General features: G+C 69.0%; 8 protein-coding genes and 1 tRNA gene. 5 read left to right on the top strand and 4 right to left on the bottom strand.

The features are described from left to right. Positions 1 to 12: 12 nt before the first annotated feature. Complete coding sequence (locus LX13_RS02555) at positions 13 to 1,701, top strand: substrate-binding domain-containing protein (protein WP_253659728.1); 1,689 nt, start codon at positions 13 to 15, stop codon at positions 1,699 to 1,701. Between the two features lie 124 nt (positions 1,702 to 1,825). Then, positions 1,826 to 5,359, top strand: a complete 3,534-nt coding sequence (locus LX13_RS02550) for an AMP-binding protein (protein WP_253659727.1) — start codon at positions 1,826 to 1,828, stop codon at positions 5,357 to 5,359. A gap of 102 nt (positions 5,360 to 5,461) precedes the next feature. Here LX13_RS02550 and LX13_RS02545 read toward each other — a convergent pair whose 3' ends face one another. Next, on the bottom strand, positions 5,462 to 7,636 hold the full coding sequence (locus LX13_RS02545; RefSeq protein ID WP_253659726.1) for a glutamine synthetase III family protein: 2,175 nt from the start codon (positions 7,634 to 7,636) through the stop codon (positions 5,462 to 5,464). A 227-nt stretch (positions 7,637 to 7,863) separates the two neighbouring features. Next, a complete protein-coding gene (locus LX13_RS02540; RefSeq protein WP_253659725.1) occupies positions 7,864 to 8,712 on the bottom strand; it encodes a LysR family transcriptional regulator in 849 nt (282 codons plus the stop codon). 69 nt (positions 8,713 to 8,781) lie between these two features. Between LX13_RS02540 and LX13_RS02535 the strand changes: the two genes are divergently transcribed. From LX13_RS02535 to LX13_RS02525, 3 genes are all read left to right on the top strand, one after another. Continuing rightward, on the top strand, positions 8,782 to 9,957 hold the full coding sequence (locus LX13_RS02535) for a YbfB/YjiJ family MFS transporter (protein WP_253659724.1): 1,176 nt from the start codon (positions 8,782 to 8,784) through the stop codon (positions 9,955 to 9,957). A 50-nt stretch (positions 9,958 to 10,007) separates the two neighbouring features. Next, positions 10,008 to 10,080, top strand: a tRNA-Arg gene (locus LX13_RS02530). 208 nt (positions 10,081 to 10,288) lie between these two features. Next, the gene (locus LX13_RS02525) at positions 10,289 to 11,902 is read left to right on the top strand and encodes a cellulase family glycosylhydrolase (protein WP_253659723.1); all 1,614 of its coding nucleotides are present in this window, start codon (positions 10,289 to 10,291) and stop codon (positions 11,900 to 11,902) included. 30 nt (positions 11,903 to 11,932) lie between these two features. Here LX13_RS02525 and LX13_RS02520 read toward each other — a convergent pair whose 3' ends face one another. Together LX13_RS02520 and LX13_RS02515 are read right to left on the bottom strand one after the other, a co-directional pair. Further along, a complete protein-coding gene (locus LX13_RS02520) occupies positions 11,933 to 12,226 on the bottom strand; it encodes a hypothetical protein (protein WP_253659722.1) in 294 nt (97 codons plus the stop codon). Positions 12,227 to 12,268: 42 nt separating this feature from the next. Next, the gene (locus tag LX13_RS02515) at positions 12,269 to 12,745 is read right to left on the bottom strand and encodes a glutathione peroxidase (protein ID WP_253659721.1); all 477 of its coding nucleotides are present in this window, start codon (positions 12,743 to 12,745) and stop codon (positions 12,269 to 12,271) included. Positions 12,746 to 12,774 lie beyond the last annotated feature (29 nt).

The following is a 12,774-nucleotide window of genomic DNA, read 5'->3' as shown; positions in this document are numbered from 1 at the left end:
GACAGGGGAGACATGGGACGCCACACCGCCGACGGATCGTCCGCCGACGGAGCCCCGTCGGGCGCTCGCCACGACACCGCCCGGGCCGACACACGACGTCCACGCCGCCGCGGCTGGGTGCTGCTCACGCTGGTGGTGGTCGCGGCGCTCGTCGCAGGCGGAGTCGTGTGGGCGACGGTCCTGCGGGACTCCGGACCGGACTGCCCCACGCGCACCGACATCTCCATCGCCGCCGACCCGTCCATGACCTCGGCGCTCAAAGCCGTTGCGCCCCAGGCGTCGGCGGACTCCTGCTACGACTTCGCCATCGCGGCCGCCTCGGGCGCGCGCATCCCCGGCGAGCTGACCCGCGGGGATCAGGCGCCGGACCTGTGGGTGGCCGATTCGACCGGTCGCGCCACCACCGTCACCAAGCAGGTCGGTGTGCCCACCGACATCGTCGTCCCGTCGGTCGCGGCGTCGCCGGCCGTGGTCGCCGGGACCGCCGTACCCGCACTCGCGAACTGGGTCGAGGTGATGAAGCTGCCCGACCTGCGCATCGGCAGCCCCCTGGACTCCAGTACCGGTGACGCCCCGATCGTCGGCGCACTGGCGGCGGTGGAGAAGGGCACGCTCACCGACAAGGAGATGAGCGACGCGATGACGATCCTCGCGATCCAGCAGGGCAACCTGCGCGCCGACGACGACAGCGAGGCCAACCGGCTCGCACTGGCCAACGCCTCGGCCACCCCGGTGGTCACCACCGAGCAGGAGTTCGTGGCGTTCACGCGGGCGAACCCGACGACGAAGCTCAAGGCCTCCATCCCGAGCGCGGGGACGACGATGCTCGACTACCCGATGCTCGTCACCGCACCCGCCGCCCGTCGCGACGTCGCCCGCACCGCGGGGGAGGAGTTCGCCCGGGCGCTGCGCTCGCAGGCCGGGACCACCGCGCTCAACGCCGCCGGCTACCGCGACCCTGCGGCCACCCCGCTGACCGGTGTCGGGGTGGGCCAGGTGAGCAGGATCGCGCTCAAGGATCCGTCGCAGGAGGAGAAGACGCTGCGGCAGTGGTCGGTGCTCGCCGTGCCGATCCGCACGCTCGTCGCGATGGACGTGTCGGGGTCGATGGACGAGGCGGTCGGCGACACCACGCGCGCCGACCTGCTGGTGCAGGCTGCGCTCACCGGCAACAAGCTGTTCCCGAACAACACCGAGATAGGGATGTGGTACTTCTCCATCGACAAGGGCGGCCCCGGCCAGGACTGGGTGGAGATCGCCCCGATCGCCCGCGAGGACTCCGTCCGGCCGGACGGCACGACGCAGCGCGCCTTCCTCAACCAGCGTGCCGACGACTACCGCCAGTACGTCGGCGGCGGCACCGGGCTCTACGACACCACCCTGGCCGCGTTCCAGAAGGTGCAGGAGAGCTATGACCCGAACTACTCGAACAGCGTCATCATCCTCACCGACGGACGCAACGAGGACCCGGACAGCATCAGCCTGCAGACCCTGCTCGGTCGCATCCAGGAACTGCAGGACCCGGCCCGCCCGGTGCTGATCCTGACCATCGGCATCTCCGACGACGCCGACACCGCCGCACTCAAGCAGATCGCCGACGCCACACCCGGCGGGACCAGCTACGTCGCACAGGATCCGCGTGACATCCCGACCGTGCTGATCGACGCCGTCCAAGCCCGCGTCGCCGCGGCGGGGCGGTGACCGGCCCGCCTCACCGAACCGACCAATCCACGCGTCGTCCCACTACGAAGCACTCACCGGTAACAGGTTCTCGCAATCGAGCGAACAACCGATACCGATCGAGTGCCGACGAGGAGGGAAACGCGTGCCCACCCTGGCTGCAGACACCGCTCCCGTCGCCGTCTACGTCGAACTCGACGGCGCGCTCGACCGGGACACGCTCACCGCGGCCCTGAACGACGTGGTCGCACGGTTCGGTGCGACCCCCGTGTCCGGCGACACCGCGCCGACCATCACCCTCGACACCCTCGACCTGAGCGGTCAGGACCGTCCGCGCGCCGCCGCCCTCCGGTGGATGGAGTCGTTCGACCACGTCGTCGCGGGCGCCCCGGCCATCGCCGGTCACCTGATCGACATCGGCGCCGGCGTCCAGATCCTGCACCTGAGCGGCCGACCCACCGCCGCCGACGGATCCGCAGGCGCGACGCTCCTGCACCACCTCGCCGTCGCCTACAGCGCGCGGGTGCACGGCCGGGTCGAGACGCCGCGTCGCGTGGCCCCTCCCCGTCACCGCACCGGCCGCGACGTCGCCGCTGCCGACATCGGCTTCTGGGACACAGACCTCGACCCCGTCCCGGCGGCGACGAGTCTGTCGCATCGGCCGCATCCCGCAGCGTCGACCGCAGGATCGCCGTCCGTCCTGACCGAGTCGCGCACCATGTCGGTGTCGGCCTCCGACGCCCTGCGATCGGCTGCCGCGGTCGCGGGCACCCGGGTCGAGACCGTCGTCGTCGCCGCGGTTGCCGGCTACATCGCCGGACTGTGCCGCTCGGACGAGGTGCTTATCGGGCTACCGGCCATCGTCGCGCCGGAGTCCGATCACGTGCCCACGGCCACGACGCTGCCGCTGCGTCTGACCACCACCTCGCACACCACCGTCGCCGACGCCGTCGCCGCGACCGACGCGCGCATCGCCGCCGTCCTCGCACACAGCGCCGGATGGCCTGCCCACCCGCTGCGCGATCATCTCGCCTCCGCCCCCGCCGGTCAGGGACCGGTCGTCAACGTGATCCCGTTCCTCGGTCCGGTGCGTTTCGCCGACGTCGACGGCGACGTGTTCGTCCTGTGCGGCGGACCGGTCGACGACCTGCGCGTCAACGTCTACGACGCGCGCGAGCGCCGGATCCGGGTCGACCTCGAGGCCCATCCCGACCGCTACCTCCGCACCGAACTGCGCGCGCACCACGCCCGTTTCCTCGACTACCTCTCCCGGTTCGTCGCGGCATCGGCCACGACCCGACTCGCCACGCTCGACGTCATCAGCGTGGCCGAGCACATCGAGGTCGTCGACGAACCCAACGCGACCGACGTCCTGATGCCACCGGCGACGGTCACCGAACTCATCGAGATGGGGATGGCCCGCGACCACGATCATGCGGCCGTCACCGGCGACGGCGCACCCGTCGATGCCCTCAGCCACGGTGAACTCGACTGTCGTGCAAACCAACTGACGCGTGTCCTGCTCGCCGCCGGCGTGGGACCGGAGAGCGTCGTCGGTGTGATGACCGCCGACCACGTCGCCGGGATCACCGCGATGCTCGCGGTCCTGCGTGCCGGTGGCGCGGTCCTGCCCCTCGACCCCACGGACCCCGCGACCACCATCGCGCACCGGATCGCCCGCGCGCGGCCCACCTGCGTGGTGACCGACCGCGTCCTCGACGACGTCGCGCTCGATCCCGACGATGCCGCGCGGCCCGCCGAACCCACCTCGGCCACCGGCTACGACGCGATCCCGCCGTGGGTCGAGGCGATCCCGTTCGACGCCGCCGAGCTCGACGAGGTACCCGACGACCCGATCTCTCCGAGCGAACTCCACTCACCCGGCCACCTCGGCAACCCCGTCTGGATCGCCTTCGGCGACGACGCCGACGGCGACGGGGTCGTGCTCACCCACCGCGCGGTCGCCAACCGTCTCCAGTGGCTGCAGGCGCACCGCTCGCCGACGGCCACCGAGCAGATGTGTGTCGGCGATGGCCGCTTCGACGACCGGCTGTGGAACTCGTTGCTGCCGTTGATCGTCGGCGCGACCATCGATCTCACCTGCGCACCGGTCGCCGAGTCCGTGTTGTCCGGACCGGCCGAGGCCGCGTTCGGGGTACTGCCCGGCCACACCGGCGACGGCGCGTCGGATCCCACCGCCGGACGGCCGGTGTGGAACTCCGCTGTCTACGTTCTCGACGCGTTCCTGCGTCCGCTTCCGGTCGGCGCGGTCGGCGAGGTCTACGTCGCCGGCGACCAGGTCGCCCGCGGATATGCCTCCGACCCCGCCGCGACGTCGGATCGCTTCGTGGCCAACCCGTTCCGTCCCGGCACCCGCATGGTCCGCACCGGTGTCGCGGCGTTCCGGCGACCGGACGGCAGCATCGAACACGTCGTCACCGACCGTGTCTCGTCGCAGGTGGTCGTCGAGGCCTCGGTGCCCACGACCCCGCGCACGCTGGCCGAGATGGTCGCCGTCGTGGCGAGCGCCGATCCCGATGCCGTGGCCGCGACCGTCGACGACGGCGCGGACCGGATGTCCATCACGTTCCGGGAGCTCGACCAGCGGTCGAACCAGTGGGCCCGGTTGCTCATGGCCTGCGATGTCGGCCCCGAAGACGTTGTTGCCGTGGCGTTGCCGCGTGGCCTCGACGCACTGATCGCCATCTGGGCCGTCGTGAAGAGTGGTGCCGCCTTCGTGACGGTCGATCCCCGCACGGTGGCCGATCACGGGGCCGCCGACCCGGTCGTGCACCAGGTGCTCACCGACTCGCGGGTCCGATTCGGATTCGTCACCGCGGCGACCACACAGGACATGCCGGGTGCTCCGGGCGCAGTCCGATGGATGTCGATCGACGGCACGGGATACCGCACCGTCGTCGCGTGCCTCAGCGTCCGGCCGATCCGCGACACCGCCAGGCACGCCCGACTCGACCTCGACCACCTCGCGTACGTCGCCTACAGCGCCGCCGACGGCGCACCCGTACGCGCCGTCGCGGTGTCGAACCGTGTGCTGTCGATGGTCGCCGACGAGCAACGAAAGCGCTGCGGTGTCGACCAGTGTTCACGCATGCTGCACGCGACCTCGGGCGACGGACCGATCCCGGTTCTCGAGGTGCTGCTGGCCATCTCGACCGGCGCGCGGATGATCATCGCGACCGACGCAGCCCGCGACCGCGCCGACGACCTCGTCCGTGTGCTGCGCGGCGATGCCGTCACCCACGCGTTCCTCGACGTCGCGATGGCGGAGTCGCTGTCGCCGAACGGGTTACCGGATCTGCGGGTGCTGGTGGCCGGGCAGGGGCGGAGCACCCCTGAGCTGATCGATCGGTGGACCGCCCCGGATCGACGGGTGCTCGGCGCACTGGGCGACTCCGACGCGTCGACCGGACTCGTCGTCCTCGACCGCGACCTGCGCGAGGTCACCGCGGGCACGCCCGGCGAGCTGTACGTCACCGGACCCGCTCTCGCGCGGGGCTTTCTGGGCAGCGCCGCGCTGACCGCCACACGCTTCGTGGCCAACCCCGCACATCTCGGGACCGACCGCGCCGGGTCGATCCTCTACCGGACCGGTGACATCGTCACGATGTCGCCGGACGGTCACCTGACCTATCTCGGTCGCAGCGACAGCTTCGCCTGAAACACCCTTCTCACCCCGGTGACCTTCCCGACCGACGACAACGGCGGCGGCCGTACGCAGTTGGGCTGCGTCCGACCACCGCCGTCGGCGATGTCGCGTCGATCAGAGGATGGTGAGCATCTCGTTGTAGGTCGGCAGCGGCCACAGATCGTCGGCGACCAGCGACTCCAACGTGTCGGCCGCGACGCGGACCTCGGCCATGGCCGGGATCAACGTCTCCAGCGCATAGGTCGACTCCTCGAGCTCGGAGTCCCCGTGGAACGCCTCGATGCCCTTCTCCAGGCTCGCCAGTGAGGTGCCCAGAGCGGTGACCGCGGTGCTGAGATCGGTCAGCAGCGGGTTGGTGGCGTCGAGTCCGGCCGCCTTCACGTTGACCGCGATACCCGCCAGCTCACCCTGGTAACGCAGGGCGGTCGGCAGGATCATGGTCTTGGCGATCTCGGCGGTCTCCTTGGCCTCGACCAGGATCGTCAGCGCGTACTGCTCGAGGATGACGTCCTTGCGGGCCTCGAGCTCACGGGCGGAGAGGACGCCGTACTTCTCGAAGAGGTCCTCGTTCTCCTTCTCGGCCATGAACGGGACGGCGTCGACGGTGGTCCGCAGGTTCTTCAGACCGCGGGAGGCCGCCTCCTCCTGCCACGCGTCGGCGTAACCGTCGCCGTTGAAGATGACCGCGCCGTGATCGGTGATGACCTTCTGCAGGACGGTCTGCACGGCGGCGTTGAACTCGGTGCCGTCGGCGGTCAGCGTCTCCAGCTCGGTGGCCAGGAAGTCGATCGAGTCGGCCAGGATCGTGTTGATCGCGACCATGGGGTCGGAGATCGACTGGTTGGAACCGGGCGCGCGGAACTCGAACCGGTTGCCGGTGAACGCGAACGGGCTGGTGCGGTTGCGGTCGCCGGGATCGGCCTTGAGCGGCGGCAGGCTGTCGACGCCGAGCTCGAGCACGCCCGATTCCTTCGACTCGGTGGCGCCGCCCTTGGCGATCTGGTCGAACACGTCCATCAGCTGCTCGCCCAGGAAGATCGAGATGATCGCGGGGGGAGCCTCGTTGGCGCCGAGGCGGTGATCGTTGCTCGCCGAGGCGACCGAGGCACGCAGCAGGCCACCGTACTTGTGCACGCCGCGGATGATGGCCGCGCAGAACACCAGGAACTGGACGTTCTCGTGCGGGGTGTCACCCGGGTTGAGCAGGTTGCCCTGGTTGCTGTTGCCCAGCGAGAAGTTGACGTGCTTACCCGAGCCGTTGACGCCGGCGAACGGCTTCTCGTGCAGCAGACAGGTCATGCCGTGGTTCTCGGCGACCTTCTTCATGATGGTCATCATCAGCTGCTGGTGGTCGTGGGCGAGCACCGAACGTTCGAAGACCGGGGCCAACTCGAACTGGCCGGGGGCGACCTCGTTGTGGCGGGTCTTCGACGGGATGCCGTGCTTGAACAGCTCACGGTCCAGGTCGATCATGAAGCCCAGCACCCGGTCGGGGATCGCTCCGAAGTAGTGGTCGTCGAACTCCTGGCCCTTGGACGGCTTGGCGCCGAACAGGGTTCGCGAGGTGGTCATGATGTCGGGGCGCGCGTAGTAGAAATGCTCGTCGATCAGGAAATACTCCTGCTCGGCACCCGCGTAGGACACGACGGTGTCGACGTCGTTGTGGCCGAACAGCTTCAGCAGACGCATGGCCTGCTTGCTCATCGCCTGCTGGCTGCGCAGCAACGGGGTCTTCTTGTCGAGGGCCTCACCGGTCCACGAGATGAACACCGTCGGGATGCACAGTGTGTTGCCCGCCGGGTTCTCCAGGATGTACGCGGGGCTGGTGACGTCCCAGCCGGTGTATCCGCGGGCCTCGAACGTGCCGCGCAGACCACCGTTGGGGAAGCTCGACGCGTCGGGCTCGCCCTGCAGCAGGGTCTTGCCCTGGAACTCGGCGAGCGATGCGCCGGACGCGTCGGGCTCGAGGAACGAGTCGTGCTTCTCGGCGGTGAAACCGGTCAGCGGGTAGAAGACGTGCGCGTAGTGCGACGCGCCCTTCTCGATGGCCCAGTCCTTCATCGCGTTGGCGACGACGTCGGCGATGGTCGGGTCGAGGGCGATGCCCTCGTCGATCGTGGCCGAGACCTTCTTGAACACACTCTTGGGCAGTCGGTCCTTCATGGCCGACTTGCTGAAGACGTTGACTCCGAAGAGGTCGGCGAGCGGCGCCTGCGCCGTGGCGCACTCCGGCGTGCTGTGGGCCGTCACGGCCTTGATCGCCTCACGGCGGGAAATGCTGCCACTCATGCGTAACTCCTGGATTCCGATCCCCCCGGATGGGCGAGATTCTCGTCAAGTGAAATCTCTGGTGACGGTAGGGGCGACAGATCGCCAGTGCGTTTCCGGTATGTGACGCCCATGAAACACAGCAGTACGAGGGGTGTGCGAAGGCCTCGGGAGGGCGATCTGAGCCCAGTTCGCCGAGTTCGGGTTCGGAAGTAGTTCGTGAGCCTAGCGGACGAAGTGTCGCGGCGTCACCCGACGGCGACGTCGAGGAACAGCTCCACCGACCGCAGCGGGGGAGTCCGATCCCGCCACGCGACGTGGACCGTCGAGGCGGGGATGCCGGGGATGTCGCGGAAGGTGACGGCCGGGTGCTGGGCACGGGCGCGCACCACATCGGGTACCGCGCTGATGCCGCGGCCCGCTGCCGTCAGCTCGATCCACTCGTCGAAGTTGTTGCACCGGACGATCACGCGGTTGGGGTCGGAGTGCACCCATGAGTCCTCGGTGGTGGTCCCCGACAGCACGTTGATGATGAGCGGTTCTGAAGCGAGGTCGTCCCAGTGCAGATCTTCCCGGGTGGCCAGCTCCGACGCGGTGGCCACGGCGAGCAGGCGGTGCTCGGACCCCGCGGCCCGATACCGAATGGATGCGTCGGCGCCTGAGTGGTCAGCGGGCGGGCGGCGGGTGATCGCCACGTCCACGTCACCGCGCGTGAGCGCGCGGATCGGATCGTCGGTGCGGTGCAGGCTGATTCGTCCGCCGCGTGCCTCGACACCCTTGGTGGTCTCGCCGAACCACTCCGGCAGCAGCCACGCGAAGCCGACCCGCACCGTCGCCGACATCCGCATCTCGTCGTGCACCGCGTCGACGTCGGTCACGATGCGACGGGCGTGATCGGCGAACGTGCGGCCGGCGTCGGTGATGGTCAACGTGCGTGACGTGCGGGTGAGCAGCTCGCACTCCAGGATGCGTTCGAGTTGTTGGATGGTCCGCGTCAGGGCGGGTTGGCTGACGTGGAGTCCGGCGGCGGCGCGGGTGTAGTTCATCTCGTCGGCTAGCGCGACGAATGCCCGCATGTGACGCATCTCGAGATCCATGCGTCCAGGTTATCGGCGATGTTCACCAGGCATTTCCGATCGACCACGGCGACCAATACCGTGGCGCTCATGACTGATGTGGTGCGGGGTCGGTGGGCGGCCGGGCAGGGTGTGGCGTTGGCCGGTGCGGCCGGACTGGCGGCCTCGATGGGGGTCGGCCGGTTCGTGTTCACGCCGCTGTTGCCACTGATGATCAGCGACCACGCGATCAGCACGACCTCCGGTGCGGCAATCGCGACCGCGAACTACGCGGGATACCTTGCCGGCGCGGTCGCCTTGTCGGTCCGCCCACGGATCAACACTGCCGCCCACCTGCGGATCTGGGCGGTGGCGCTGGTCGCCAGCGAGGCCCTGATGGCGGTGGGCGCAGGCGTCGTGTGGTTGTCGATCCTTCGTTTCGTGGCCGGCGCGGCCAGCGCGGTCATATTCGTCGGATGCGTCAGTACCGTCGCCCGCGCGCGGCACGCCGGTGCGTCGACGAGCCTGGCGTTCGCGGGAGTCGGCACGGGCATCGCCGTCAGCGGCCTGGTCACGCTGCTCGCCGGACCGCACCTGAGTTGGCAGCAGCTCTGGTTGATCTCGGCGGTGGTCACCGGGTTGCTGCTGGTGCCGATTGCGTCGATGCGTATCCATCCCGAGGCGGGGACGGTCACGTCGGCCGCGACCGAGACGGATCGGCCCCATCACATCGCGTGGCGGTTCCTGCTCGGCGCCTACTTCCTCGAGGGCCTGGGGTACATCGTCATCGGCACGTTCCTGGTGGCCGCGGTGGGCGGACATTCCGGGTCCGCTGCCTCGACGGTCGGTCCGATCGTGTGGATCGTGGTCGGACTGGCCGTCGTCCCGTCGGTGGTGGTGTGGACGGCGATCGCCCGTCGGATCGGCGGGCACCGGGCGTTGGGCATCGCGCTGCTGGTGCAGGCGTGCGCGGCCCTGCTGCCCGCGGTCGCCTCGTCGACCGCTGCCGCCGTGGTCGCCGCGGTGCTCTTCGGCGGCACGTTCATCGGGATCACGGCCGTGACCATGTCCGTGGGTGCCGCGCTGCCGGTGGCGCGGACCGCGGCCATCCTGACCGCGGTCTACGGGGTGGGTCAGGTGCTCGGTCCGCTGGTCGTCACGCCGGTGCTGGGGTCGTCGTACACGCTGGCCTTCGTCATCGCGACGGTCGTCCTGCTGCTCGCGGCGCTCGCCGCGTTCGGTGTGGCACGCACCATGCCGCGACGGCGGGAGCTGGTTGGGGCCTGACGGGGTCGGTTAGACTCGCCACGCGTGGCGATCGGGTGATCGACGCAGATGCCTTCGTAGCTCAGGGGATAGAGCAACCCTCTCCTAAAGGGTAGGTCGCAGGTTCGAATCCTGCCGAGGGCACATCGGGGGCGTGTCGTCACCGCCCGCCATCCGGCCGAGAACGTCAAATGTTGTTGAGCGACAGTAACTTCGATGGTGTAGTCCGTTCGGACGCATCCACGGCCCGTTGTCCGTTTCGATCCGGAATCGGGCGTTTCTGATGGTAAAGATGCTCCATACGCCGAGGACTTCTCCCCGTGCGGACCCGTGTGAGCCATGGAGATCCATCGTGTCGAATCGACCGTCCCGCCCGTTCCCGTTCGCCAAGACCGTCGTCTCGCTCACGGCGGTGACCGTGTTCGCCACCGTGGCCGGGCAGGCTCTCGTCCCGCACGTCCGCCCGGTGTACGACATCGTCAACGCCGCCGCGATCACGGTGGCGCCGGACACGGTTGGTATCGCCGACAGCGATCTCTACTTCGCCTCACCCGAGCAGGTCCAGCGGACGCTCGACGCCATGCAGTCCCTCGGGGTGACGAACGTGCGGGTGCTGATCCCCTGGTACGACGTCAATCCCGATCCCGGCGTGTACGACTGGAGCAAGATCGACCGGGTCATCGCCGCCGCTCAGGCCCGGAACATGGGCGTCCTCGCCGTCATCACACACTCGCCCGACTGGGCGGTCACCCCCGGCGACACCCCGGTCATCAGCCCGCCGGCGCGCGAGGCCGACTTCGGTGACTTCACCGCGCTGGTCGCGCAGCGGTACTCCGGTCGGATCTCGGCGTACGAGATCTGGAACGAGCCCAACGGTGCGTCGTCGTTCTATCCGGCCCCGGATCCGGTGCGCTACACCGCGCTGCTGAAGGACGCGTACACGAAGATCAAGGCCGTCGACCCGTCGGTGACCGTGATCGCCGGAGTGCTCGGTGCCGTCCCCACCAGGCCGGAGGAGGGCACGGTCGACTCGCCGAGTTTCCTCGAGGCGATGTACGAGGCGGGTGCGAAGGACTACTTCGACGCCATCTCGTTCCACCCGTACCAGTACTCGACGCCGTATTCACAGGGCCCGTCGCTCACCGGATCGCCGATCAACGAGGTCCGCGAGATGCGTGCGCTGATGGTGTCGCAGGGTGACGCGGCCAAGCTGATCTGGGCGTCGGAGTACGGGCTGCCCACCTCGGTCGTCAGCGAGGCGCAGCAGGCGGCCTACATCAAGGATTTCCTCGCCGGGTGGAGCGCGCAGGGATACGCCGGGCCGATGTTCGTCTACACCACCCGCGACGCGAGCGGAGAGTTCGAGTCGACCCTGAACTTCGGTGTGTTCCGCGAGGATTGGACCGCGAAGCCGGCGGCGCAGGTCATCAAGGACTTCATCGCCGCGCACCCGCAGATCGCCCCGTCGCCGACACCGAACCTCGTCGAACTGGTCATCCGTTCCATGACACGCCTGATGCAGTCCTTCGCCGTGACGGTGCAGCAGTTCGTGCGTTCTCTCGTCGCCGCCATCACCGCGGTGTTCGCGCCGCCGGCACCGCGGACGGTGACCACGATCGCTCTCGCGGCGGCGCGGTCGGTGCCGACCACGTCGCCCGCCCCGACCAGCTCTCAGGTCGCCGCGACCGAGACGACGACCGCCGAGGCGCCGGCATCGTCGACACCGCGATCCGATGCCGCCGCGTCGACCGAGCAGACGTCGACCGCCGCCCCGAGCTCGACGACGAGCACTCGGTCGACCACATCGACGCCGTCCAGCACGACACCGACCTCGACAACCACGACACCCACGACCACCGCGAGCACATCGACCGGGCCGGCCCCGACATCACCGCAGTCGATCGCGGACACCCCGTCGACGGCCGACGAGGCTCGACCGGTCGCGACCGCCGGAGCGGTCAGCTGACCTGATAGAACAGGCCGCGGCCGGATCCACTCAGAACCCGAGGCCCATCCAGTCCGTGGCGGTGAAGTCGCGTTCGAGGGCTTTTGCCTCGACGGTGACCTCGTCGGGATCGGGATCCATCCCGTCGGCCGCGATGGCCCGCAGGACGCCGATGACCCCGGCTTCGTAGCTCGGGTAGACGCCGATCATCTCGCTGTCGGTGTGATCACCGGTGGTGTCACGCCACCAGGCGAACAACGCCATCCCGTCCGGTGACGGACTGAACCCGGCGGTCTGGCCGTCCCGGGTGAGGGTGGGGCAGTCGTCAGGGAACCGGTCGCTCATGCGCTCACCGTATCGAGGAGGGCAGACAGCGAGAATGGTCCGTCAGAGGAGCTTTTCGATCTTTCCCGACAGCGACGCGGGCTTGGCGGTCGGCGGGAACCGGTCGACGACCTGACCCTCTTTGTTGACCAGGAACTTGGTGAAGTTCCACTTGATGCGGCTGCCCAGCACGGTGGATTTCTCCGACCGCAACCATGCGAACAGCGGATGCGCGTCCTTGCCGTTGACGTCCACCTTGCTGAACATCGGGAAGCTGACGTCGTAGGTCAGGTTGCAGAAGTTCTTGATCTCCTCGGCGTCGCCGGGCTCCTGGTGACCGAACTGGTTGCACGGGAACCCGAGAACGACGAGGCCCTTCTCGCCATAGGTCTTGCTGAGCTCCTCGAGGCCGGTGTACTGCGGCGTGAACCCGCACTGCGACGCGGTGTTGACGATCAGCAGCGGCTTGCCTCGGTACTGGCTGAGATCGATCTCTTCGCCATCGATGTTCGTGGCGGTGAAGTCGTACGCGGTGGTCATGGGTGTCCTTCGTAGCGGGGTGGTGGATG

It is taken from the genome of Williamsia maris, from assembly GCF_024171815.1.
Taxonomy (GTDB): Bacteria; Actinomycetota; Actinomycetes; order Mycobacteriales; family Mycobacteriaceae; genus Williamsia_A; species Williamsia_A maris.
This window is presented reverse-complemented; position numbering and strand designations above follow the sequence as displayed.